General features: G+C 70.0%; 21 protein-coding genes and 1 tRNA gene. 3 read left to right on the top strand and 19 right to left on the bottom strand.

The genetic code is table 11. The features are described 5' to 3' along the window. Nucleotides 1–7 precede the first annotated feature (7 nt). Nucleotides 8–1,051 (bottom strand): LLM class flavin-dependent oxidoreductase, encoded by a 1,044-nt coding sequence (locus tag EV279_RS12510; protein ID WP_133543947.1) that lies wholly within the window; start codon nt 1,049–1,051, stop codon nt 8–10. Between the two features lie 85 nt (nt 1,052–1,136). Here EV279_RS12510 and EV279_RS12505 point away from each other — a divergent pair, with 85 nt between their 5' ends. Next, nucleotides 1,137–1,763 carry a phosphoribosyltransferase family protein gene (locus tag EV279_RS12505; protein WP_133543945.1) on the top strand — a complete coding sequence of 209 codons (627 nt, stop codon included), beginning with the start codon at nt 1,137–1,139 and terminating at the stop codon, nt 1,761–1,763. A 9-nt stretch (nt 1,764–1,772) separates the two neighbouring features. Here EV279_RS12505 and EV279_RS12500 read toward each other — a convergent pair whose 3' ends face one another. Then, nucleotides 1,773–3,446: a DUF885 domain-containing protein gene (locus EV279_RS12500; protein WP_133543943.1), complete on the bottom strand. Its 1,674-nt coding sequence runs from the start codon at nt 3,444–3,446 to the stop codon at nt 1,773–1,775. Nucleotides 3,447–3,561: 115 nt separating this feature from the next. Further along, on the bottom strand, nt 3,562–6,201 hold the full coding sequence (gene polA / locus EV279_RS12495) for a DNA polymerase I (RefSeq protein ID WP_133543941.1): 2,640 nt from the start codon (nt 6,199–6,201) through the stop codon (nt 3,562–3,564). Nucleotides 6,202–6,294: 93 nt separating this feature from the next. Here polA and EV279_RS12490 point away from each other — a divergent pair, with 93 nt between their 5' ends. After that, complete coding sequence (locus tag EV279_RS12490) at nt 6,295–6,720, top strand: hotdog fold thioesterase (protein WP_133543939.1); 426 nt, start codon at nt 6,295–6,297, stop codon at nt 6,718–6,720. A gap of 147 nt (nt 6,721–6,867) precedes the next feature. Here EV279_RS12490 and EV279_RS12485 read toward each other — a convergent pair whose 3' ends face one another. Beyond that, on the bottom strand, nt 6,868–7,482 hold the full coding sequence (locus EV279_RS12485; protein ID WP_133543938.1) for a response regulator: 615 nt from the start codon (nt 7,480–7,482) through the stop codon (nt 6,868–6,870). 34 nt (nt 7,483–7,516) lie between these two features. On the opposite strand from EV279_RS12485, the gene EV279_RS12480 reads away from it, so the two are divergent. After that, nucleotides 7,517–7,599: transfer RNA gene (locus EV279_RS12480), tRNA-Leu, on the top strand. 54 nt (nt 7,600–7,653) lie between these two features. Here the strand turns inward: EV279_RS12480 and EV279_RS12475 are convergent. The 15 genes from EV279_RS12475 to rpe form a co-directional block, all read right to left on the bottom strand. Next, complete coding sequence (locus tag EV279_RS12475) at nt 7,654–8,028, bottom strand: PLDc N-terminal domain-containing protein (protein WP_133543937.1); 375 nt, start codon at nt 8,026–8,028, stop codon at nt 7,654–7,656. A 109-nt stretch (nt 8,029–8,137) separates the two neighbouring features. Continuing rightward, a complete protein-coding gene (gene pyk, locus EV279_RS12470) occupies nt 8,138–9,580 on the bottom strand; it encodes a pyruvate kinase (protein WP_133543935.1) in 1,443 nt (480 codons plus the stop codon). Nucleotides 9,581–9,642: 62 nt separating this feature from the next. Beyond that, the gene (locus tag EV279_RS12465; RefSeq protein ID WP_133543933.1) at nt 9,643–11,112 is read right to left on the bottom strand and encodes a glutamate synthase subunit beta; all 1,470 of its coding nucleotides are present in this window, start codon (nt 11,110–11,112) and stop codon (nt 9,643–9,645) included. Then, nucleotides 11,105–15,691, bottom strand: coding sequence for a glutamate synthase large subunit (gene gltB / locus EV279_RS12460; RefSeq protein WP_133543931.1), 4,587 nt, complete (start codon nt 15,689–15,691; stop codon nt 11,105–11,107). The genes EV279_RS12465 and gltB overlap by 8 nt, the downstream gene beginning before the upstream one ends. Nucleotides 15,692–15,772: 81 nt before the next feature. Then, the gene (gene lgt, locus EV279_RS12455; RefSeq protein WP_133543929.1) at nt 15,773–16,753 is read right to left on the bottom strand and encodes a prolipoprotein diacylglyceryl transferase; all 981 of its coding nucleotides are present in this window, start codon (nt 16,751–16,753) and stop codon (nt 15,773–15,775) included. A 48-nt stretch (nt 16,754–16,801) separates the two neighbouring features. Then, nucleotides 16,802–17,596 (bottom strand): tryptophan synthase subunit alpha, encoded by a 795-nt coding sequence (trpA, locus tag EV279_RS12450; RefSeq protein WP_133543927.1) that lies wholly within the window; start codon nt 17,594–17,596, stop codon nt 16,802–16,804. Next, on the bottom strand, nt 17,593–18,810 hold the full coding sequence (gene trpB / locus EV279_RS12445; RefSeq protein ID WP_243728622.1) for a tryptophan synthase subunit beta: 1,218 nt from the start codon (nt 18,808–18,810) through the stop codon (nt 17,593–17,595). Before trpB ends, trpA begins: the two co-directional genes overlap by 4 nt. A 53-nt stretch (nt 18,811–18,863) precedes the next feature. Beyond that, nucleotides 18,864–19,667, bottom strand: a complete 804-nt coding sequence (trpC, locus tag EV279_RS12440; protein ID WP_133544931.1) for an indole-3-glycerol phosphate synthase TrpC — start codon at nt 19,665–19,667, stop codon at nt 18,864–18,866. 35 nt (nt 19,668–19,702) lie between these two features. Beyond that, nucleotides 19,703–19,933, bottom strand: a complete 231-nt coding sequence (locus EV279_RS12435; RefSeq protein WP_133543923.1) for a DUF6704 family protein — start codon at nt 19,931–19,933, stop codon at nt 19,703–19,705. A 33-nt stretch (nt 19,934–19,966) separates the two neighbouring features. After that, nucleotides 19,967–20,575, bottom strand: coding sequence for a Trp biosynthesis-associated membrane protein (locus EV279_RS12430; protein ID WP_133543921.1), 609 nt, complete (start codon nt 20,573–20,575; stop codon nt 19,967–19,969). Next, a complete protein-coding gene (hisI, locus tag EV279_RS12425) occupies nt 20,572–20,949 on the bottom strand; it encodes a phosphoribosyl-AMP cyclohydrolase (protein ID WP_133543919.1) in 378 nt (125 codons plus the stop codon). The genes EV279_RS12430 and hisI overlap by 4 nt, the downstream gene beginning before the upstream one ends. After that, nucleotides 20,946–21,773 (bottom strand): imidazole glycerol phosphate synthase subunit HisF, encoded by an 828-nt coding sequence (gene hisF, locus EV279_RS12420; RefSeq protein ID WP_133543917.1) that lies wholly within the window; start codon nt 21,771–21,773, stop codon nt 20,946–20,948. Before hisF ends, hisI begins: the two co-directional genes overlap by 4 nt. Beyond that, the gene (hisG, locus tag EV279_RS12415; RefSeq protein WP_133543915.1) at nt 21,773–22,615 is read right to left on the bottom strand and encodes an ATP phosphoribosyltransferase; all 843 of its coding nucleotides are present in this window, start codon (nt 22,613–22,615) and stop codon (nt 21,773–21,775) included. Before hisG ends, hisF begins: the two co-directional genes overlap by 1 nt. Before the next feature lie 46 nt (nt 22,616–22,661). Beyond that, nucleotides 22,662–22,925: a phosphoribosyl-ATP diphosphatase gene (locus EV279_RS12410; RefSeq protein ID WP_133543913.1), complete on the bottom strand. Its 264-nt coding sequence runs from the start codon at nt 22,923–22,925 to the stop codon at nt 22,662–22,664. 55 nt (nt 22,926–22,980) lie between these two features. Continuing rightward, nucleotides 22,981–23,658 (bottom strand): ribulose-phosphate 3-epimerase, encoded by a 678-nt coding sequence (rpe, locus tag EV279_RS12405; RefSeq protein ID WP_133543911.1) that lies wholly within the window; start codon nt 23,656–23,658, stop codon nt 22,981–22,983. Between the last annotated feature and the right edge of the window lie 12 nt (nt 23,659–23,670).

Below are 23,670 nucleotides of genomic sequence, written 5' to 3'. Positions count from 1 at the left end.
CTTGCGCTCACGCCAGCATGTCGCGCACCAGCGGCGCGACCTTCGTTCCGAAGAGCTCGATCGACCGCAGGAGCTTGCCGTGCGAGAGCGTACCCGTCGAGAACTTCATGTCGAAGCGCTGCACGTCGAGGGTGCGGACCGTGTCGACGATCTTGCGGGCCACGGTCTCGGGCGACCCGACGTACAGCGCGCCCTCGGGCCCGACGTCATGCTGGAAGCGCAGGCGGTTGTAGGTCGGCCAGCCGCGCTCGCGACCGATGGAGTTGTTCATTGCCTCGAAACCCTCGTAGGCCTCGTCCCAGGCCTGCTGATCGGTCTCGGCCACGTGCCCCGGCGAGTGGACGCCCACCGGAAGCCGCTCGTGGCCGAACGAAGCGAGGGAGCGGTGATAGAGGTCCACGAACGGGCGGAAGCGTCCCGCCGGTCCTCCGATGATCGCGAGCATGAGGCCGTAGCCGTAGCGCGCAGTTCGGACCACCGACTCGGGGGTGCCGCCCACTCCCACCCAGGCCTTCAGCCCGCCCTCGGTCTTCGGGAAGACGTCGGCGCCGTCGAGCGACGCGCGCGTCGAGCCGCTCCAGGTCACCGGCTTCTCGGCGAGGAGCTGCGAGAAGAGGTCGAGCTTCTCCTCGAAGAGCACTTCATAGTCGCGGAGGTCGTACCCGAACAGCGGGAACGACTCGATGAACGAGCCTCGGCCGAGGATGACCTCCGCGCGCCCTCTCGAGACCGCGTCGAGGGTGGCGAACCGCTCGTACACCCGTACCGGGTCGTCGCTGGAGAGCACGGTGACGGCCGTGCCGAGATGGATGTCCGTCGTGCGGCCCGCGATCGCGGCGAGCACGATCTCGGGGCTGGAGACGGCGAACTCACGCCTGTGGTGCTCCCCCACGCCGAAGAACGAAAGGCCCACCTCGTCGGCGAGGACGGCCTGGTCGACGACATTCCGGATGGTCTCGGCGTCGCTGAGGAGCGCGCCCGACTCATCGCGGGTCACATCCCCGAACGTGTCGAGGCCGAGCAGGAGCTGCGAGGGTTCGGTGTGCGGCATGGGCGTTCCTTCCATTCGCCTGCATAGAACCTCGGGCGCTCCCCCGTCATTCCCGCGCGGCGGCGGCGCGCGTAGGGTGGGCTCCGTGGCCATCTTCGCGGATCGCGCCGAGGCGGGCCGGGAGCTCGCGGACGAGCTCGCGGACTGGCGGGGCGCGGATGCCGCGGTCCTCGGCATCCCTCGCGGCGGCGTCGTCGTGGCGGCCGAAGTGGCGCGGGCCCTCGGCCTTCCCCTCGGGGTGGCGGTCGTCCGCAAGCTCGGCGCCCCCTCGCACGAGGAGTTCGCCGTCGGGGCGATCGCGGACGGCGTGCGCATCGTCGATCCGGCGGCCGTCCGACAGGGCGGCGTGACAGCCGCCCAGCTCGCCTCCGTCGAGGAGCGCGAACGCGCTGAGCTGGAGCGACGGACGCGGGCGTTCGGGCCGGATGCGATCGACGTCGCGGGGCGGACGGTGATCATCGTGGACGACGGCGTGGCCACGGGGTCGACCGCGCTCGCGGCGTGCCGCGCCCAGCGCGCGCGCAAGGCGGGCCGGGTCATTCTCGCCGTGCCGGTCGCACCGGCGGGATGGCGGCCCGAGGCATCCGTCGTGGACGCGTACGTGTGCCCGCATCGGATCGCCGACTTCTGGGCCGTCGGCCAGTTCTACGAAGACTTCTCGCAGACGGAGGACGAGGAGGTCGCGCGCCTGCTGGCGCGCGACCTCCCCTGACCTGCGGCGTCAGCCCACGAGAGCCGTGCGCAGCGTGTCGAGGCCCACCCCTCCGATGGCGAGCGCGCGCTTGTGGAACGCCTTGATGGAGAAGTCGTCTCCCTCGCGCTCGGCGACCTCGTCGCGCAGCTGCTCCCAGATGCGCTGCCCCACCTTGTAGGACGGGGCCTGCCCGGGCCAGCCGAGATAGCGGTTCACCTCGAACCGGATGAACTCGTCGGACATGTTCACGTTGTGCCGCATGAACTCCAGCGCGTAGTCGGCATCCCACTCCCCCTTGCCGTCGGGACGCTGCTTCGACAGGTGGACGCCGATGTCGAGCACAACGCGGGCGGCACGCATGCGCTGACCGTCGAGCATGCCGAGCCGGTCGGCGGGGTCGGACAGGTAACCGAGCTGCTCCATGAGGCGCTCGGCGTACAGCGCCCAGCCCTCGGCATGGCCCGATGTGCCGCCGAGGAGGCGGCGGTAGGAATTGAGCTCCGCGCGGTTGTAGACCGCCTGCGCGATCTGCAGGTGATGCCCGGGCACGCCCTCGTGATAGACCGTGGTCAGCTCGCGCCACGTGTCGAAGTCCTCGACCCCCTCCGGCACCGACCACCACATGCGGCCGGGCCTCGAGAAGTCATCCGTCGGGCCGGTGTAGTAGATCCCGCCCTCCTTCGTCGGCGCGATCATGCACTCGAGCCGCCGGATCGGCTCCGGGATGTCGAAGTGCGTCCGGCCGAGCTCCTCGACCGCGCGGTCACTCGTCTCCTGCATCCAGCGCTGCAGGGCCTCGGTGCCGTGGAGCTTTCGCGAGGAGTCCTGCTCGAGGAGTGCGACGGCCTCCTCGACGCTCGCGCCCGGCCGGATCTCGTTCGCGATCGACTCCTGCTCGGCGACCATCCGTGCGAGCTCTTCGACGCCCCACTCATATGTCTCGTCGAGGTCGATCGTCGCGCCGAGGAAGCGGCGCGACATGAGGCCGTACAGCTCGCGGCCGACGGCGTCCCTCTCACCGGCGACGGGGGCCAGCTCCTTCGCGAGGAACTGGGCGAGCTCGTCGTAGGCCACTCGGGCGGCGTTGGCGTTGTCCGCGAGGTCCCGCGCGAGCGAGGCGGGGAGCTGGCCCTCCTTGGGCGCGGCGTCGCCCGCGAAGGTCGCGAAGAATCCGGAGTCCTCCGTGTACCGCGCGATCTGCGTGACCACTTCGCTCACCTGACGGCGCGCGGGCACGACTCCCTGGCCGATGCCCTCGCGCAACGTCGTGATGTAGCCGTCGATGGCGTCGGGAAGCGCCTTGATGCGCGTCGCCACGACGGTCCAGTCGTCGACCGTGTCGGTCGGCATGAGGTCGAAGACGCTACGGATCTCCTGCGCGGGCGAAGCGATGACGTTGAGGTCCCGGAGGTTCCACCTCGCCTCGTGCAGCTCGATCGCCAGCCGGATCTCGCGCGACACGTCCTCCTTCGTCACCTCGTCGACGGCGTCGACGGGGGTCGCGGCCTCCAGCGCCGAGAGCGTCGACCGGGCCTCGTCGATGAGACGCGCCGTTCCCTCCGGCGAGAAGTCGGCGTAACGGTCGTTGTACTCGGACCGCCCGATGTAGGTCGCAAGCGACGGATCGAGCTCGGCGAGGGTGTCGACCCACTCGTCGGCGATCTTGTCGATCGACGTGGGGGTGCGGGGTGCATCAGTCATGCGTCGAGCCTATAAACGGCACGGCGTCCCGGCCAATCGCGGACCGGGTTCCACGCGGTTGTCCAGACGCGCCGGGTCCGCCCACGCCGGCCCCTCCGAGAAGGCCGGCGACCGGTCAGTGCGCGGCTTCGTTCCAGTCCGCTCCGCGCCCGATCTGCACGTCGAGCGGCACCGAGAGGCGAGCCGCGTCGCCCATGCGCGTCCGCACGACGCGCTCCGCGGCGTCCCACTCGCCGACGGCCACCTCCACGACGAGTTCGTCGTGGATCTGCATGAGGACGCGCGAGCGCATCCCCTCGCCGACGAAGTCGTCGTGGATGTGGAACAGCGCGATCTTCATGATGTCGGCGGCGCTCCCCTGGATGGGGGCGTTGAGGGCGGCGCGCTCGGCGTTCTCACGCAGCACGCGGTTGGGGCTCGCGAGGTCGGGGAAGGGACGGCGGCGACCGAAGATCGTCTCGGTGTAGCCGTCGATGCGCGCCCGCTCGACGGACGAGCGGAGGTAGTCCCGCACAGCGCCGAAGCGCGCGAAGTACTCCATCATGAGCTGCTTGGCCTCGGACTGCTCGATCCGCAGCTGCTTCGACAGGCCGAACGCGGAGAGGCCGTAGACGAGGCCGTACGACATCGCCTTGACCTTGGTGCGCATCGCCGCCGTCACATCCTCCGGGGCCACCGCGAAGACCCGTGCGCCGACGAAGCGGTGCAGGTCTTCACCGGAGTTGAACGCCTCGATGAGGCCGGGGTCCTCCGAGAGGTGCGCCATGATGCGCATCTCGATCTGCGAGTAGTCGGCCGTCAGGAGGGTCTCGTAGCCGTCGCCCACCTCGAAGGCCGAGCGGATCCGGCGGCTCTCCTCGGTGCGCACCGGGATGTTCTGCAGGTTGGGGTCGGTGCTGGAGAGCCGCCCTGTCTGACTGCCCGTCTGCAGGTACGTGGTGCGCACGCGCCCGTCTGCGGCGATCGCGACATCGAGGGACTCGATGATCTGCCGGAGCTTCGTCGCCTCGCGGTGCTGGAGCAGCAGGTCGAGGAACGGGTGCGGGTTGGTCTCCTGCAGGTCGGCGAGCACGGCGGCATCCGTCGAGTAGCCGGTCTTGGTCTTGCGGGTCTTGGGAAGCTGCAGCTCGTCGAAGAGCACCTCCTGCAGCTGCTTCGGCGAGCCGAGGTTGACCTCGCGGCCGATCGTGGCGTAGGCCTCCTGGGCGATCGTGTCGGCACGGTCGCCGAGCTCCGCGGAGAAGGTCGACAGCTTGTCGTGCGAGACGGCGACGCCGGCGATCTCCATGTCGGCGAGGGTCTGCAGCGTCGGCAGCTCGATGCCGGCGAGCACGGATGCCACGGCCTCGGGCAGCTCGCCCCGCAGCGCCTCGGCGACCCGGAGCGTGAACCACGACAGCTGTCCGGGCGTCGCGCCCTCGGTCTCGGGCACGAGCTGTGCGGGGTCGGACTCGGGGAGCTTCTCGTCGAGGTAGCGGTCCACGAGGTCGGCGAGCGTCTTGTCGGGAAAGCTCGGCCGCAAGAGCCAGCCCGCGAGGATCGTGTCGAACGCGAGTCCGCCCATCCGCACCCCCGCGCGATGCAGCGCCTTGACCTGAGGCTTGGCGTCGCTCAGGATCTTCGGCGCGTCGGAGGCGAGCCAGGGCCCGACGGCTGCGGAGACCTCGGCCGTCCACTCGGCCTCGGCGGCGGCATCCATCGTGGCCATCCCGACCCGCCGTGGCAGGCCGCTCTCGATGACGAACGTCACGCCGACATCGCCCTCGGCGGCGTCGAGCCACTCCCTCAGACCGTCGGCGGAGGGCGTGACGGGCGTCGGCATCGGCACGGCGGCCGCCGACGTGACGGCGGCCATCTGCTGCTCGATGCCGGCGAGCTCCGCGACGCGCGGAATCAGCGTCTTGAACTCCAGGCGCGCGAAGATGTCGCGCACGGCCTGCGCATCCATCGGCTGCACCTCGAGGTCGGCGGGCCCGACGGGAAGCTCGACGTCGCGCAGCAGTCGGTTGAGCGAGCGGTTGCGACGCACGTCGTCGAGGTGCTCGCGGAGGTTGTTGCCGACGACGCCGGTCACCTTGGCCGCGTTCTCGATCAGGCCGTCGAGCGAGCCGTACTGGGTGAGCCACTTGACGGCCGTCTTCTCGCCGACCTTGGGCACTCCCGGCAGGTTGTCGCTCGTCTCGCCGACCAGCGCGGCGATGTCGGGATACTGCTCGGGCGGCACGCCGTACCGGTCGATGACGGCCTGCCGGTCGTAGCGCTTCAGCTGGGACACTCCCTGAACGTTCGGGTAGAGGAGGGTGATGTCGTCGTTCACGAGCTGGATCGTGTCGCGGTCGCCCGAGCACACGAGGACGCTGAAGCCGGCCTCGGAACCCTGGGTGGCAAGGGTCGCCAGGATGTCGTCGGCCTCGATGTCCTCCTGCTGGAGCACGGTGATGCTCATCGCGGCGAGGCAGTCCTGCAGGAGCGGGATCTGTCCGCGGAACTCTGACGGCGTCTCGGAACGGTTCGCCTTGTACTCGGCGTACTCGCGGGTGCGGAACGACTGCCGCGAGGTGTCGAAGGCCACGGCCATGTGCGTCGGCTTCTCGGCCTTGATGAGGTTGATGAGCATCGAGAGGAACCCGTAGATGCCGTTCGTGTGCTGCCCGTCCTTCGTCGAGAAGTTCTCGACGGGAAGGGCGTAGAACGCCCGGTACGCCAGCGAATGGCCGTCCACGACGAGGAGGGTAGGCTTTGCGGAGTCCGTCACCCTGCAAGCCTAGTCAGGGCACCGGACACCCCTGTCGCCCCCGGGACGCCTGCGCTCGTCGGCGTGAGTGGCGCCCGCAGCACGAGGAGAACGATGTCGGTGGACTCCCCCGCGCCCGAGGATCGGCTCGACTGGGCTCGCGCCAGAGGGGTCGGCGCGCTGGCCGAGAAGATGGGCTTCGCGTGGGTCGAGTTCACGGCCGAGCGCGCCGTGGCCACGATGCCGGTCGAGGGGAACACGCAGCCGGTCGGGCTCTTCCACGGCGGAGCCTACGTCGTGCTCGGCGAGTCGCTCGGCTCGATGCACGCGAATCTCCACGCCGGCCCCGGGCGGTTGGCGGTCGGCATCGACATCAATGCGACGCACACCCGCTCGGCGACGTCGGGGCACGTGACCGGCACGTGCACTCCTCTGCACATCGGCCGCAGCATGACGGTGCACGAGATCGTCGTGACCGACGATCAGGGTCGACGCTGCTCGACGATCCGCATCACGAACCTGATCAAGGACGTCGCCTGACTCTCGGTCGGAGAATTCGGCTCGCGTCGGAGGATCCACGCAGAATCGTCCGACGGCGGCCGCATTCTCCGACCGGCGCCGGGGTCGTTTAAACGACGAACGGATGCCGCGCCCCTCGGCCGCGGCATCCGGAAGGCGTTGAGGGCGTCAGCCCTTCTTGGGAGCGAGCTGCTCGATGATCGCCTTGGCGACGTCCTGCATCGTGAGCCGGCGGTCCATCGAGGCCTTCTGGATCCAGCGGAAGGCCTCCGGCTCGGACAGGCCCATCTTCTCGTTGAGCAGCCCCTTGGCGCGGTCGACGAGCTTGCGCGTCTCGAAGCGCTCGACCATGTCGGCGACCTCGGCCTCGAGCGTGATGATCTGGTCGTAGCGGGCCAGCGCGATCTCGATCGCCGGCAGCAGGTCGTTCGGCGTGAAGGGCTTCACGACGTAGGCGAGTGCGCCCGCCTCGCTCGCGCGCTCGACGAGCTCCTTCTGACTGAAGGCCGTCAGCAGCACGACCGGGGCGATGTGGTTCTTGCTGAGCTTCTCGGCGGCGCTGATGCCGTCTAGCTGCGGCATCTTGACGTCCATGATGACGAGGTCCGGACGCAGCTCGGTGGCCAGCGCCACCGCGGTCTCGCCGTCGCCGGCCTCGCCCACGACGTCGAACCCGTTGTCACGGAGGATCTCGACGATGTCGAGGCGGATCAGCGATTCGTCCTCCGCGACGACGACGCGACGGGGGGCCGTGGCCGAGGCGGCCTGATCTTGCTCAGTCACCCTTGAATCCTACGGTATGGTCAATCGCGTGCCCGCCGGTGTGGCGGAATGGCAGACGCGACCGACTCAAACTCGGTTGCCCGCGAGGGCGTGTGGGTTCGACTCCCACCACCGGCACGCGAAGAAGAGCGGATGCCTCGGTGGAGGCATCCGCTCTTGTCATACCGTGCGCTATGCGCCGAAGTACTGGTTTCCGAGTGCCTTGCTCTTGAGAGCGTCGAACTCGCCCTGCGAGATGCTGCCGGCGTCGAGAAGGGCCTTCGCGCGGGCGATGTCCTCCGAGGGGCTCGACGAGGCCTGCGGGATGTAGGAGTCGTTCTCGGGCGCCGTGCGGCGGGCTTCGTACTCGCGCTCGGCGATCCCCTTGCCGTTGACGATGACGTAGATGAGCCCCGTCAGGAACGGCACGAAGACGAGCAGGATGATCCACAGGGCCTTGATCCAGCCGTTCGCCTTGTCGTCGCGGAACAGATCGCGGATCACGAAGATGATGACGTACAGGTAGGCGGCGAAGTAGAAGATCCAGAGAATCCACCAGAAGAACACGGTCTGTTCCTTTCGATGACGACGATCCGCGCACGACGTCGGATGGCCCTCACTCTAGCGAGCGAGGGCCATCCGGTACGCGGGATTCGCCCGCGGCGGGTGAGCGTGTCTACTGGCGGTAGATCGGCGCGGCGCCGTGCACAGCGTCGCCCACCTTGTGGACGCGGATGTCGTTGGTGGAGCCGACGATTCCGGGAGGCGATCCCGAGATCACGACGACCTTGTCGCCGACCTTCGCGAGATCGTTGGACAGCAGGTGGTCGTCGACCTGGATGAACATGCGGTCGGTGTGCGGGACGTGCTCGACGAGGGTCGACTGCACGCCCCACGTGACCGCCATCCGCCGGCGGATGGCCGGCTCGGGGGTGAACGCGATCATGGGGATCTTCGATCGGATGCGCGACATGCGGCGAGCGGTGTCGCCCGACTCGGTGAAGAGGCAGAGGTACTTCGCGTCGACGAAGTCGGCCACCTCGACCGCGGCGAGGGTGATGGCCCCGCCCTGCGTGCGCGGCTTCGCGGTGAGCGGCAGGATGCGCTCGAGGCCGTGCTCCTCGGTCGACTGGACGATGCGGGCCATGGTCTCGACCACCACGACGGGGTACTTGCCGACGCTCGTCTCGCCCGAGAGCATCACGGCGTCTGCGCCGTCGAGGACGGCGTTGGCGACGTCGCTCGTCTCGGCGCGCGTGGGCACCGGGTTGTCGATCATCGACTCCAGCATCTGCGTCGCCACGATGACCGGCTTCGCCATGCGGCGGCACAGCTCGACGGCGCGCTTCTGCACGATCGGGACGGCCTCGAGGGGCAGCTCGACGCCGAGGTCGCCGCGAGCGACCATGATGCCGTCGAACGCGTCGATGATCTCCTCGAGGTTGTCCACGGCCTGGGGCTTCTCGATCTTGGCGATGACGGGGACGTGTCGTCCCTCCTCGGCCATGATGACGTGCACGCGCTGGACGTCCTTGGCGTCGCGCACGAACGACAGCGCGATGAGGTCGGCGCCGATGCGCAGCCCCCAGCGCAGGTCCGCCTCGTCCTTCTCGGAGAGGGCAGGGACGTTGACCGCGACGCCGGGCAGGTTGATGCCCTTGTTGTTCGACACCGGCCCCGCCACGACGACCTTCGTGGTGACGACCGTGCCGTCGGTCTCGACGACCTCGACCCGCACCTTGCCGTCGTCGATCAGGAGGAAGTCGCCGGGCTTGACGTCGGCGGGCAGGCCCTTGAAGGTCGTGGAGACGATCTCCTTCGTGCCGAGGATGTCCTCCGTCGTGATCTTGAAGATGTCGCCGACCGCCAGCTCGTGCGGACCGTCCTCGAACTTGCCGAGGCGGATCTTGGGACCCTGCAGATCGACGAGGATCGCGACCGGACGCTGCGCGTCCTCAGCGGCCTTGCGCACGTTGGCGAAGTTGTTCTCGTGCACGGAGTAGTCGCCGTGACTGAGGTTGAACCGGGCGACGTCGACGCCCGCCTCGATGATCGCGCGGACCATCTCGTACGTCGACGTTGCGGGGCCGAGGGTTGCGACGATCTTGGCGCGTCTCATCCGTATGTGCTCCGTAGTGGGAGGGGATTTGTCGGGAAAGGGTCGAAAAGACCTCGGTCAGCCTACGCGGGCTGGAGGCCGATCGCGACATCGTCGGCGCGGACGGGGGCCGGGAGCGCCGTGTCGCCCATCAGGTAGGCGTCGACCGAAGCGGCCGCGGCGCGGCCCTCCGCGATCGCCCACACGATGAGCGACTGACCGCGTCCCGCGTCGCCCGCGACGAAGACGCCGGGGGTCGTGGAGTGGAAGTCGTGCTCGCGCTCGAAGTTGCCGCGACCGGTGAATCGCGTGCCCAGCTGCTCCTCGACGAGGGTGCGCTCGGGACCGGTGAAGCCCATCGCGATGAGCACGAGGTCGGCGGGGATGTCGCGCTCGGTGCCGCTCCTGGGCACGCGGCGGCCGTCGGCGGTGTACTCCGTCTCGGCCACCCGGATGGCCCGGACCTCGCCGGCGTCGTTCGAGACGAACTCGACCGTCGAGGCCAGGTACGACCGCTCGCCGCCCTCCTCGTGGGCCGACTGCACCTCGAAGACCGTCGGGGTCATGGGCCACGGCTGGTGCTCGGGACGCTCGCCCGGGGGACGCTTGCCGATCGCGAGGTTGGTCACGCTCAAGGCCCCCTGACGGTGGGCCGTCCCGATGCAGTCCGCGCCGGTGTCGCCGCCGCCGATGACGACGACGTGCTTGCCTTCGGCCGTGATCTGGTTCGGCACGGAGTCGCCGGCGGTCGCGCGGTTGGACTCGACGAGGTACTCCATCGCGAAGTGGACGCCCGCGAGATCGCGGCCCGGGATCGGGAGGTCGCGCGGCACCGGAGCACCCGTCGCGACCACGACCGCATCGTAGCGGGCACGGAGGTCGCTCCACGAGATGTCCCTGCCGACCTCGACGCCCGCGCGGAAGCGCGTGCCCTCGTCGCGCATCTGACGCAGGCGCATCTCGAGGTGCTTCTTCTCCATCTTGAAGTCCGGGATGCCGTAGCGCAGGAGTCCGCCGATGCGGTCGTCACGCTCGAACACCGCGACCGTGTGACCGGCGCGGGTCAGCTGCTGCGCGGCGGCGAGCCCGGCGGGGCCCGACCCCACGACCGCCACCGTCTTGCCGGTGAGGCGGCCCGGGGGCTCGGGCTCGACCCAGCCGTTGCCGAACGCCTCGTCGATGATCGAGACCTCGATCTGCTTGATCGTGACGGCGGGCTGGTTGATCCCCAGGACGCACGCGCTCTCGCACGGCGCCGGGCACAGCCGGCCCGTGAACTCGGGGAAGTTGTTCGTGGCGTGCAGGCGCTCGATCGCGGCCCGGCCCTCGCCGCGCCACATGAGGTCGTTCCACTCCGGGATGAGGTTGCCGAGCGGGCAGCCCTTGTGACAGAACGGCACGCCGCAGTCCATGCAGCGCCCAGCCTGCCGGCGCAGGACCGCCGAGTCGCCCGGCTCGTACACCTCTTTCCAGTCCATGATGCGCACGGGCACCGGGCGGCGAGGCGGAAGCTCGCGCTCGGTGACCTTCAGAAAGCCTTTCGGGTCAGCCACCCGTCACCTCCAGGATGCGGTTCCAGACGACGTCGCCGTCGGGGTCGAGCCCCTGCGCGACCGCCTCCTGGCGCGTCTGCAGCACCGCGGCGTAGTCCCGCGGCAGCACACGCACGAAGTCGTCCAGCACCGTGTCGAAGTCTTCCAGTAGGGATGCCGCGAGCGTCGAGCCCGTCTCGGCGACGTGCTGCGTCAGCAGGTCGCGGAGGATCTCGGCATCCCCCGATCCCAGCTCGCCGAGCACCAGCTCGCCCGCCGCGAGCGCCTCGCGGTTCACGAGCGCCTCGTCGAGCTTGTACACGTACGCCGTGCCGCCGGACATGCCGGCACCGAGGTTCCGGCCGGTCTTGCCGAGGATGACGGCGAGCCCGCCCGTCATGTACTCCAGCGCGTGGTCGCCGACGCCCTCCACGACGGCGGTCGCGCCAGAGTTGCGCACGAAGAAGCGCTCGCCCACGACGCCGCTCAGGAACATCGTCCCCTGGGTCGCGCCGTAGCCGATGACGTTGCCCGCGATGACGTTCTCGGACGCCTCGAAGCTCGCGCCCTGCGGGGGGCGGATGACGATCTGCCCGCCCGAGAGGCCCTTGCCCACGTAGTCGTTCGAGTCGCCCTCGAGGCGCAGCGTGATCCCGGACGGCATGAACGCGCCGAACGACTGCCCGGCGGAGCCCTTCAGGTCGACCACGATCGACCCGCTCGGAAGCCCGTTCTGGCCGTGCGCGCGCGTGACGTGGTGGCCGAGCATCGTGCCGACGGCCCGCTCCGTGTTGCGGATCGGCAGCTCCATCGCGATCTCGCCTCCGTGCGCGACGACGTCCTGCGCGCGCTCGAGGAGCTGCATGTCGAAGTGCGCGTCGAGCTCGTGCTCCTGGCCCCGGCGATTGCGACGCGGCTCGTCGTCCGCGAACGCGGGGCCCTGGAGGACGGGCGCCAGGTCGAGTCCGCTGGCCTTCCAGTGGTCGACGGCGCCGTTGATGTCGAGGAGCTCGGTGTGGCCGATCGCCTCGTCGAGCGAGCGGAAGCCCAGCTCCGCGAGGTACTCCCGCACCTCCTGAGCGATGAACTCCATGAAGTTGACCACGAACTCCGGCTTGCCGTTGAACCGCGCCCGCAGCACGGGGTTCTGCGTCGCGACGCCGACGGGGCACGTGTCGAGGTGGCAGACGCGCATCATGACGCAGCCCTCGACGACGAGCGGCGCCGTGGCGAACCCGAACTCCTCGGCGCCCAGCAGAGCGCCGATCACGACGTCGCGCCCGGTCTTCAGCTGCCCGTCGACCTGCACCACGACGCGGTCGCGCATGCCGTTGAGCATGAGGGTCTGCTGCGTCTCGGCCAGACCCAGCTCCCACGGTGTGCCGGCATGCTTGAGCGAGTTGAGCGGGCTCGCGCCCGTGCCGCCGTCGTGCCCCGAGACGAGGATGACGTCCGCGAGGGCCTTGGCGGTGCCGGCGGCGACCGCGCCGATGCCGGACTGGCTCACGAGCTTGACGTGGACGCGGGCACGGGGGTTGGCGCGCTTCAGATCGAAGATGAGCTGCTTGAGGTCCTCGATCGAGTAGATGTCGTGGTGCGGCGGCGGGGAGATGAGACCTACTCCTGCCGTCGCGTGCCGCGTGCGGGCGACCCACGGGTACACCTTCGCCGGCGGCAGCTGGCCGCCCTCGCCGGGCTTGGCTCCCTGTGCGAGCTTGATCTGGATGTCGTCGGCCTCGGTCAGGTAGAGGCTCGTGACGCCGAAGCGACCCGACGCGACCTGCTTGATCGCGCTCCGGCGCTCCGGATCCAGCAGACGGTCGACGTCCTCGCCGCCCTCGCCCGTGTTCGACTTGGCGCCGATCCGGTTCATCGCGATCGCGAGCGTCTCGTGCGCCTCCTTCGAGATGGAGCCGTAGCTCATCGCGCCGGTGGAGAAGCGCTTGACGATGGCCGAGACCGGCTCGACCTCGTCGACGGGAACGGCCGGGCGCACGCCCGTGCGGAGCTTGAACAGCCCGCGGAGGGTCTTCAGCTCACTCGCCTGATCGTCGACGAGCTTGGTGTACTCGCGGAAGATGTCGTAGCGCCGCGTGCGTGTGGAGTGCTGCAGCCGGAAGACCGTCTCGGGGTTGAACAGGTGCGGCGACCCGTCGCGGCGCCACTGGTATTCGCCCCCCGTCCAGAGGCGCTCGTGCGCCCGCACCGCCGCGTCCTCGGGGTACGCGTAGGCGTGGCGGGCGGCGTTCTCGCTGGCGATGACGTCGAGCCCCACTCCCCCGAGCTTGGTCTCCGTGCCGGTGAAGTACCTCTCGACGAACTCCTGAGAGAGCCCGATCGCCTCGAAGACCTGCGCGCCGGCGTACGACGACACGGTCGAGATGCCCATCTTGGACATGATCTTCAGGACGCCCTTACCGAGCGCCTTGATGAGATTCTTGACCGCCTTCTCGGGGGAGATGCCTGTGATGTATCCCGCTCGCACCAGGTACTCGACGGTCTCCATGGCGAGATACGGGTTGACGGCGGATGCCCCGTACCCGATGAGCGTCGCGACGTGGTGCACTTCGCGCACGTCGCCCGCCTCGACCACGAGGCCGCACTTCATGCGCGTCTGGTTGCGGATCAGGTGGTGATGCACCGCGGCGAGCATGAGCAGGGAGGGGATCGGGGCGAGGTCCTTGTTCGAGTCGCGGTCGCTCAGGACGATGAACTCCGCGCCGTCCTCGATCGCCTGGTCGACCTCCTGGCACATCTGCGCGAGGCGCTTCTGCATGCCCTTGTGGCCTGCCTCCACGCGGTAGAGCCCGCGGATGGTGACGGACGTGCGCCCGGGCAGGGCCGTGTCGATGTGCTGGATCTTCGCCAGCTCGTCGTTGTCGATGACGGGGAAGTCGAGCGTCACGACGCGCGTGTGGTCCGGTCCCCATGAGAGGAGGTTGCGCTCCGGGCCGAGGCCGAGCGAGAGCGAGGTCACGACCTCCTCGCGGATCGAGTCGAGCGGCGGGTTGGTCACCTGCGCGAACTGCTGGGTGAAGTAGTCGAACAGCAGGCGCGGGCGGTCGCTCAGCACGGCCACGGGGGTGTCGCTCCCCATGGCGCCGAGGGGCTCGGCGCCCGTCTGTCCCATCGGGGTCAGGAGGATGCGCACCTCCTCCTCGGTGTAGCCGAACGTGCGCTGACGGCGCGTGATCGAGGCGATCGGGTGCACGATGTGCTCGCGCTCGGGGAGTTCGGCCAGGCGCACGCGCCCGTTGTCGAGCCACTCCTGCCACGGCTCGAGCTCGGCGAGACTCCGCTTGATCTCATCGTCCTCGATGATGCGCTGCTGCGCGGTGTCGACGAGGAACATGCGGCCCGGGCGCAGGCGGCCCCGGCGCTTGATGCGCTCGGGCTCGAAGTCGAGCACGCCGGTCTCGCTGCCGATGACGATGAGGCCGTCGGTCGTCTCGGTCCAGCGGCCGGGGCGCAGGCCGTTGCGGTCCAGCGTCGCGCCGACCAGGGTACCGTCGGTGAAGATGAGCGCGGCCGGACCGTCCCACGGCTCCATCTGCATCGAGTGGTACTCGTAGAACGCGCGGAGCTTCGGGTCGATGTCGAGCTGCTTCTCGTACGCCTCGGGGACCATCATCATGATGGCGTGCGGAAGGCTCCGCCCGGTGAGGGTCAGGAGCTCCAGCACCTCGTCGAACGACGCCGAGTCGCTCGCCCCCGTCGTGCAGATCGGCAGCAGCGGGTCGATGTCGCCGAGCAGCTCCGACTCGAGCTGCGACTGGCGCGCTCGCATCCAGTTGCGGTTGCCGTTGACCGTGTTGATCTCGCCGTTGTGCGCCAGCATCCGCAGCGGCTGCGCGAGGGGCCACGACGGGAAGGTGTTGGTCGAGTAGCGCGAGTGCACGACGGCGAGCTCCGACATGAACCGCTCGTCGGAGAGGTCGGGGTAGAACGGCTCGAGCTGGAGCGTCGTGACCATGCCCTTGTAGCCGAGCGTGCGGCTCGAGAGCGACACGAAGTAGGCGTCGAGCTCGGTGCGGGCCCGCTTGCGCAGCCGGTAGACGCGGCGGTCGAGCGCGATCCCCGACAGCGCGGGGTCCTCGCCGACCGCGGGGCGCGATACGAACAGCTGCTCGAAGGCGGGTCGCGCGGCGAAGGCGAGCTTGCCGAGGTAGGTGTCGTCGATCGGCACCTCCCGCCAGCCGAGCACGGTGAGCGCCTCGCTCGCGGCGAGCTTCTCGATCCCGACCTTCTGCGCGGCGCGCGCCTCGGCTTCCAGCGGCAGGAACACCATGCCCGCCGCGTACTCCCCGACAGGGGGCAGCTCGAAATCGACGACGGCGCGCAGGAACGCGTCGGGCATCTGGGTCAGGATGCCGGCCCCGTCGCCGGTTCCCGCATCCGATCCGATCGCGCCGCGGTGCTCGAGGTTGCGCAGGGCCGTCAGGGCGAGCGCGATGATGTCGTGTCCGGGCTCGCCGCGCAGCGTCGCGACCATCGCGAGACCGCACGCGTCCTTCTCGAAAGCAGGGTTGTACATGCCCTGCTTCTCAGGGAACCCGGTGCGTCCCGACGGGGCTGCGTTGTGACGGGGGCTCGAGGCCATTCCAACCGTCCTCACTTGACTCGAAATGGGACGACGTCGGCCCGGGGTACCAGCTGTGCTGCACCTCAGATGTGCAGGAGATTACTTCGAGGCGACAGTGCTTGTGGCGGCGCGCTGCTCGATCTCGCCGGCGGGTGGTTCGCTGACGTCGACGAAATCGGTGTCCTGCGATTGTACAACCCCCTTGGGCCTCCACTCGCGGCCGGGCACGTAGGGCGAGGGCTCGAGGCCCGGGTGGCGTCGCTTCTGCACGAAGAAGATCGCGATGCCGAGGAGGACGCCGAAGATCGCCGCCCACACGTTCGTCCGCAGACCGAGGTAGATCTCACTCGGGTCGATGCGGATCGACTCCCACACGATGCGGCCCGCGCTGTACCAGACGAGGTAGAGCGCGAAGAGGCGGCCCCACTGCAGGCGGAACTTCTTGCCGGCCCACAGGAGGAAGAGCACCCCGATGACGTTCCACACGACCTCGTAGAGGAAGGTCGGGTGGAAGAGGGTGTCGGCGGGCAGCCCGGCGGGGAAGGCCGGGTTGTCGGAGTCGATCTCCAGGCCCCAGGGCAGGGCGGTCGGCAGGCCGAACAGCTCCTGGTTGAACCAGTTGCCGAACCGGCCCATCGCCTGCGCGAGCAGCAGGCCCGGCGCCAGGGCGTCTGCGAAGGTCCAGAACCGGATGCCGGTCCACTTGCAGCCGAGCCACGCGCCGATCGCACCGCCGATCAGGGCGCCATAGATCGCGATGCCGCCCTCCCAGATGGCGAAGACGTCCCAGATGTTCGTTCCCGGCCCGAAGTAGAAGCCCGGGTGCGTCGCCACGTGGTAGACGCGCGCGCCGATGATCGCGAGCGGCACGGCCAGGAGGGCGATGTCGATGACGACCCACGGCTCCGCCCCGCGCTTGGTGAGGCGATGGTTCGTCAGGAGGACGGCGACGATGATCCCCGCGATGATGCACAGCGCATAGAAGTGGATCCGGAACGGTCCGAGATCGATGTAGCTCACCGCGGGACTCGGGATGCTGGCGGCCACGCCTCCAGCAAGGCTCAGAGCGGCATTCATCATGGTGTGTCCTTCGAGGCAGGGGAATCGGCCGCGGCCGACCCGAGAAGTCTAGTTCGCGCGCCCGCGGGTGCCTGCGGCGAGGGCCCGCGTCGCCTCGGCGAGGCCCTCGAGCCCCCCGTCGCGGAGCGCCCGCACGAGGGCCGTTCCCACGATCGCGCCGTCGGCGTACTCGAGCACGCCCTCGACCTGCTCGGCGTTGGAGATCCCGATGCCCACGCACGCGTGATCGGCGCCGCGCTCGCGCAGGCGTCCGACGAGGGTGCGGGCCGCGGCATCCAGCTGCGCGCGCTCGCCCGTGATCCCCATCGTCGAGACGGTGTAGACGAAGCCCGTCGAGTTCCGCACGATCAGGTCGAGTCGATCGTCGGTCGAGGTCGGCGCGGCGAGGAAGACCCGGTCCAGGCCCGTCCGGGTGCTCGCGGCGATCCAGTCCTCGGCGGCATCGGGCGTGATGTCGGGCGTGATGAGGCCCGCTCCGCCCGCGGCGACGAGGTCGTCGGCATAGCGGTCGACGCCGTACTGCACGACCGGGTTCCAGTACGTCATGACGAGCACGGGCACGTCCACGCGGCGGGAGATCGCCTCGAGGGCGGTGAACGTGTCGCGCATGCGGAAGCCGCCGGCCAGCGCCGCCTGGGTCGCCTCCTGGATGATGGTGCCGTCCATCACCGGGTCGGAGTAGGGCGGGCCCAGCTCGAGCACGTCGGCGCCGTTCTCGGCGAGCGTGACGGCCGCCTCGACGCTCGTCTCCAGGTCGGGATAGCCGAGCGGAAGGTATCCGACGAGAGCTCCGCGGCCGGCCGCCCGCGCGGCCTCGATGGCCTCTGCGACCCGCGAGGTCACAGCTGGACGCCCTCGCCTGAGGCTGCCTCATCCGGTTCCGGCGTCTCGACGGGCGAGCCCTCCTCGGGGGTCGCGCCGTCGTAGAGGTCGAAGTAACGGGCGGCGGTGTCCATGTCCTTGTCGCCGCGGCCGGAGAGGCACACGGCGAGCACGGCGTCGGGGCCGAGCTCCCGGCCGATGCGCAGCGCGCCGGCGAGCGCGTGGGCCGACTCGATCGCCGGGATGATGCCCTCGGTGCGGCTGAGGAGGCGAAGGGCCTGCATGGCCTCGTCGTCGGTCGCGGGGATGTACTCCGCCCGCCCGATCGAGGCGAGCCAGGCGTGCTCCGGACCTACGCCCGGGTAGTCCAGTCCCGCCGAGATCGAGTGCGACTCGACCGTCTGGCCGTCCTCGTCCTGGAGCACGAAGGTCTTCGCGCCGTGGAGGATCCCGGCGCGTCCGCGCTCGATGGATGCCGCGTGCCGGGGCGTGTCGACGCCGTCGCCGGCGGCCTCGACGCCGTACAGCTTCACGCTCTCGTCGTCGAGGAACGCGTCGAACATTCCGATCGCGTTCGACCCGCCGCCGACGCACGCGAGCACCGCGTCGGGCAGGCGCCCGAGCGTCTCGAGGAGCTGCGCGCGCGCCTCCTCCCCGATCACCTTCTGGAAGTCGCGCACCATGGCCGGGAAGGGGTGCGGACCCGCGGCGGTGCCGAAGATGTAGTTCGTCGTCTCGACGCTCGCGACCCAGTCGCGGTAGGCGTCGTTGATGGCGTCCTTCAGGGTGCGCGAGCCGGTCCTGACGGGCACGACCTCGGCGCCGAGGAGCCGCATGCGGGCGACGTTGAGCGCCTGTCGCTCGGTGTCGACCTCGCCCATGTAGATCGTGCACTCGAAGCCGAACAGGGCCGCGGCCGTCGCGGTCGCGACGCCGTGCTGGCCGGCGCCGGTCTCGGCGATGACGCGCGTCTTGCCCAGACGCTTGGTGAGCAGGGCCTGGCCGAGGACGTTGTTGATCTTGTGCGAGCCGGTGTGGTTGAGGTCCTCGCGCTTGAGGAAGACCCGCGCTCCCCCGGCGTGCTCCGCGAAGCGGGGCACCTCGGTCAGCACCGAAGGACGCCCGGCGTACGAGCGGAGCAGCTCGGCGAACTCGGCCTGGAAGGCCGGGTCGACGATCGCGTCCTCGTAGACGGCGGTGAGCTCGTCGATCGCGGCGATGAGCGACTCGGGCATGTAGCGCCCGCCGAACTCGCCGAAGAACGGCCCCTTGGCCTCGCGCAGCAGCGTCACTTCGTGTCCCTCCGATCGGCCGCGCCGGCGCCCGCCGCCAGGAATGCCTCGAGCGTCGCGACCGGGTCGCCCGTCACGAGAGCCTCGCCGATGAGGACGACGTCGGCGCCCGCGGCACGGTAGTGTGCGACGTCCTCGGGTGAGAGCACCGCCGACTCGGCGATCTTGACCGCGTCCGCCGGGATCCGCTCGGCCAGGCGGCCGAAGAGGTCGCGGTCGAGGGCGAAGGTCGAGAGGTCGCGGGCGTTGACGCCGATGAGCCTGGCGCCGACGTCGGCGGCCCGCTCGACCTCGTCGGCGGAGTGGGTCTCGACGAGCGGGGTCATGCCGAGGTCGAGCGTGAGCGCGTGGAGCCGGGCCAGCACGTCCTGTTCGAGCGCCGCCGCGATGAGCAGCACGATGTCGGCACCCGACGCGCGCGCCTCGAGCACCTGGTACTCCGTCGCGATGAAGTCCTTGCGCAGGACCGGCAGTGCCACGGCGGCCCTGACCGCCTCGAGGTCGGCGAGGCTGCCCTTGAAGCGGCGCCCCTCGGTCAGGACGGAGATGGCCGACGCGCCGCCCAGCTCGTACAGGCGCGCCTGAGCGGCGGGGTCGGGGATCGACGCGAGGTCGCCGCGCGAGGGGCTCGCGCGCTTGACCTCGGCGATGATCTTGACCCGGTCTGCGGGGGCGAGTGCCGCGACGGCATCCCGGGCGGGCGGCTGCGACGCCGCGGCCTCCTCGACGGCTGCCGGGGGGCGCTCGACGGAACGCGTCCGGGCATCCTCCACCGCGCCGGCCGTGAGGTCGGCGAGCATGCTTGCACTCACGGACGTTCGCTCAGCACGAGTGCTCAGTGCTCTTTCGCCTTGTACTTCGGGCCGTTCACGCCGTACCCCATGCGCGCCATGATCCACCCCACTATGAGGCCCAGAACCAGCAGCACGGCTGCCGCCCACACGAAGACCGGCATGTCGAGGAAGAAGAAGAATGTGCCGATCGCGATCGCGACGAGGCCGATGATGACGGCCGTCCAGGCTGCCGGCGAGTGTCCGTGGCCGGGATCGCCGATGGGGTTGCTCATGGATCTCCTCCGAGGTGCGCGGGTTCTCCGAGTCTAGCGGGCGGTGGGATCGTCGCCGCGCGACAGGTCGTCCCACGAGTCGATGGCGTCGTGCGGCCGGGATGCCGCTGGTCCGGCGCTCGCCGCGGGTGCGGCCGCGGCATCCGTCGTGTACCGCTTGGCACTCCCCCGCCAGCGCCGCGCGGTCCCGATCGTGAAGACCCCGGCGCCGATGAGCACGACCCAGGCCACGAGGGTGACGAAAGGCCAGGGGGTCGGCTCCACCCGGAGCACGAGGTCAGCCACCGCCTTCTCGCCCGTAAGGCCCGTAGCGGTCGTCACCGCCGGGGCCACGGCCGAGAGCGGCCTGGCGAAGGCGACCTGCGCCGTCAGCACGGCGAGGACTGCGCCGATCGCGATCCCGAGCGCACCGAAGACGTAGCGCAGCACGAGCCCCACGATGGAGAGCGCTCCGCCGAGCGCCAGCGCGGCGAGGCTCAGGGGTGCGAGCACGGGGATGGCGTCGGCCCCCGCGACGGGCAGGGCATGCTCCGCGCCGTCGTCGAGGGTGACGGTGAGCCACGTCTGCGTCGAGGAGATGACGCCGATCGCCCCCGCCAGCACGGTCGCGACGACGGCGAGGAGCCGTGCGCGTGCGGTCACTGCTCCGGCCCGCGGACGGGGTCGAGGTCGTCGGAGTCGAAGCAGGTGCGGGTACCGGTATGGCAGGCGGGGCCGATCTGCTCGACCTGCAGGAGGATCGCGTCGCCGTCGCAGTCCAGGCGCGCACCGCGGACGAGCTGGATGTTGCCGGACGTGTCGCCTTTGCGCCAGTACTCCTGCCGCGACCGCGACCAGAACGTCACGCGGCCCTCGGTGAGCGTGCGGCGGAGGGCCTCGGCATCCATCCATCCGAGCATGAGGACCTCGAGCGTGTCCCATTGCTGGACGATCGCCGCGACGAGTCCCTGATCGTCGAAGGCGACGCGTCCGACGCGTGCCTCGACAGGCTCGGGAACGGGGAGGGCATCGGTCATGTCGTCTCGCTCCGCTCCCTCAGTGCATCGCGCGCCGGGGTCTCGGTCTCCCGCACGGGGATGCCCGCGGCGAGGAGCGACGCCTTCACGTCTCCCACGGTGAGCTGCCCGGAGTGGAAGACGGATGCCGCGAGCACGGCGTCCGCGCCGGCTCGGACGGCCGGGGCGAAGTGCTCCACCGCGCCGGCGCCGCCCGAGGCGATGACGGGCACGCTCGAGACCTCGCGCATGAGCGAGACGAGTTCGAGGTCGAACCCTTCGCGGGTGCCGTCAGCGTCGATCGAGTTCACCAGGAGCTCCCCCGCGCCGCGCTCGATCGCCTCGCGCGCCCACGCGAGGGCGTCGAGGTCGGTCTCGGTGCGGCCTCCGTGCGTCGTCACGACGAAGCCGGACGGGATCTGCTCCGCGCGCTCCGGGGACACCCGTTTGACGTCGAGCGACAGGACGAGGACCTGGGCGCCGAAGCGGTCGGCGATCTCGTCGAGGAGGACGGGACGGGCGATCGCCGCAGAGTTGACGCCGATCTTGTCGGCTCCGACCGAGAGGAGCCGGGCGACGTCCTCGCTCGAGCGCACTCCCCCGCCGACGGTCAGGGGGATGAAGACCTGCTCGGCGGTGCGCCGCACGACGTCGTAGGTCGTCGCGCGCTCGTCGACGGTGGCCGTGACGTCGAGGAAGGTGATCTCATCGGCGCCCTGGTCGAAGTAGAGCCGCGCGAGCTCGACGGGGTCGCCCATGTCGCGGAGGTTCTCGAAGTTGACGCCCTTGACGACGCGGCCACCCGCGACGTCGAGGCACGGGATGACGCGGGTGACGAGCGCCATCACAGCCTCGCGTTGTGGATGGCGGTCACGAGGATCGCGCGCGCGCCGATCGCGTACAGCGCGTCCATGACCTGGTTGACGCCCTTGCGCGGGCTCATGACGCGCACCGCGACCCACTCCGGGTCGCGCAGCGGCGAGATCGTCGGCGACTCGATGCCGGGCGCGACCTTCACCGCCTCGTCCACGAGGTGCACCGGGAGGTCGTAGTCGATGAGGACGTAGCGCCGCGCCACCATGACCCCGCGGAGGCGCCGGAGGAGCGTCTCGGTGCCCTCGGCCTCCGTGGGCGCGGCGATGAGCACTGCTTCGGAGTGCAGGATGACCGGGCCGAAGATCTCCAGGCCCGCCTGGCGCAGTGTCGTGCCGGTCTCCACCACGTCGGCGATGGCGTCGGCCACTCCGAGCCGGACGGCCGACTCCACGGCGCCGTCGAGCGGAACGAGGTCGGCGGCGACGCCGTGTTCGTCGAGGAAGGCGTCGACCAGTCCCGGGTAGGAGGTCGCGATGCGCACCCCCTCCAGATCGCCGACGTCGCGGAAGCGCCCGGGAGGGGCGGCGAAGCGGAAGGTCGACCCCGCGAAACCGAGCGCCTCGATCTCGCGCGCGCCCGGCATCCGCGCGTCCAGGAGAAGGTCCCGGCCGGTGATCCCGACGTCGAGGGCGCCGGAGCCGACGTACGTGGCGATGTCCTTGGGGCGCAGGTAGAAGAACTCGACCTCGTTCTGCGGGTCGATGACGTGGAGGTCCTTCGGGTCGCGGCGGCCGACGTAGCCGGCCTCGGAGAGCATCTCGGAGGCGGTCTCGGCGAGCGAGCCCTTGTTGGGCACGGCGATTCGCAGCATGCGGGGGTGGCTTTCGGTGTCGGAGCGTCGGGAGTCGGATCGTCGCTCAGAGATGTCGGTAGACGTCCTCGAGCCCCAGGCCCTTCGAGATCATGATCACCTGGAGGTGGTAGAGCAGCTGCGAGATCTCCTCGGCCGTGGCATCCGTCGATTCGTACTCCGCCGCCATCCACACCTCGGCGGCCTCTTCGACGATCTTCTTGCCGATGTGGTGCACACCCGCGTCGAGCTCGGCGACGGTGCCCGATCCCTCGGGCCGCTCGACCGCTTTCGCGGACAGCTCGGCGAACAGCTCGTCGAACGTCTTCACCATGCCAGGGTACCGGGCGCGACGGCGCCGTCGTCGCCCGTGACGGCCGCGCGGGTCAGTGCCGGTGCGCGGCGAGGTCGCGCAGGCGCGTGATCGCGGCATCCGGATCGTCCGCGCCGAACACGGCGGAGCCGGCGACGAACGTGTCGGCGCCCGCCTCGGCGGCCTGCGCGATCGTCGACTCGCCGATGCCGCCGTCGACCTGCAGCCACACCGACGATCCGCGGGTGCGCGCCTCGGCGGCGAGGCGGCGGAGCTTCGGCATCGTCTCGGGCATGAAGGACTGCCCGCCGAACCCCGGCTCGACGGTCATCACGAGGATCTGGTCGAAATCGTCGAGCAGGTCGAACAGGCCGTCGACGGGTGTCGCCGGCTTGACGGCGACACCGGCGCGGGCCCCGATGGCTCTCAGCCGGCGGGCGAGCGCGACCGGCTCCTTCGCCGCCTCGAGGTGGAACGTGACCGATGCCGCGCCCAGTTCGGCGTAGCCCGGAGCCCACCGGTCCGGGTTCGTGATCATGAGGTGCACGTCCAGCGGCACGGGACTCGTCGCCTGGACGCGCTCCACCATCTGCGGGCCGAACGTCAGGTTGGGCACGAAGTGGTTGTCCATGACGTCGACGTGCACGAAATCCGCCCCGTCGATGCGGGCGAGTTCGGCCTGCATGTTGACGAAGTCGGCTGCGAGGATGCTCGGGTTGATGCGGACGCCGGGCTTCCCGTCAGGCTGCATCCGTCCATTATG

Source organism: Microbacterium sp. BK668, from assembly GCF_004362195.1.
GTDB lineage: Bacteria > Actinomycetota > Actinomycetes > Actinomycetales > Microbacteriaceae > Microbacterium.
This window is presented reverse-complemented; position numbering and strand designations above follow the sequence as displayed.

Bases quoted from the DNA above. Each gene is read 5' to 3' on its own strand.
- hisF (WP_133543917.1), bottom strand. From the start codon at position 21,773: ATGGCGCTCGTCACCCGCGTCATCCCGTGCCTCGACGTCGCGGGTGGC.
- trpB (WP_243728622.1), bottom strand. From the start codon at position 18,810: ATGCCCGAGTCGCTCATCGCCGCGATCGACGAGCTCACCGCCGTCTAC.
- gltB (WP_133543931.1), bottom strand. From the start codon at position 15,691: ATGGCCTCGAGCCCCCGTCACAACGCAGCCCCGTCGGGACGCACCGGG.
- hisI (WP_133543919.1), bottom strand. From the start codon at position 20,949: ATGACCGATGCCCTCCCCGTTCCCGAGCCTGTCGAGGCACGCGTCGGA.
- EV279_RS12500 (WP_133543943.1), bottom strand. From the start codon at position 3,446: ATGACTGATGCACCCCGCACCCCCACGTCGATCGACAAGATCGCCGAC.
- lgt (WP_133543929.1), bottom strand. From the start codon at position 16,753: ATGATGAATGCCGCTCTGAGCCTTGCTGGAGGCGTGGCCGCCAGCATC.
- pyk (WP_133543935.1), bottom strand. From the start codon at position 9,580: ATGAGACGCGCCAAGATCGTCGCAACCCTCGGCCCCGCAACGTCGACG.
- rpe (WP_133543911.1), bottom strand. From the start codon at position 23,658: ATGCAGCCTGACGGGAAGCCCGGCGTCCGCATCAACCCGAGCATCCTC.
- trpC (WP_133544931.1), bottom strand. From the start codon at position 19,667: ATGCTCGCCGACCTCACGGCCGGCGCGGTGGAGGATGCCCGGACGCGT.
- EV279_RS12490 (WP_133543939.1), top strand. From the start codon at position 6,295: ATGTCGGTGGACTCCCCCGCGCCCGAGGATCGGCTCGACTGGGCTCGC.
- EV279_RS12510 (WP_133543947.1), bottom strand. From the start codon at position 1,051: ATGCCGCACACCGAACCCTCGCAGCTCCTGCTCGGCCTCGACACGTTC.
- hisG (WP_133543915.1), bottom strand. From the start codon at position 22,615: ATGCTGCGAATCGCCGTGCCCAACAAGGGCTCGCTCGCCGAGACCGCC.
- EV279_RS12435 (WP_133543923.1), bottom strand. From the start codon at position 19,933: ATGAGCAACCCCATCGGCGATCCCGGCCACGGACACTCGCCGGCAGCC.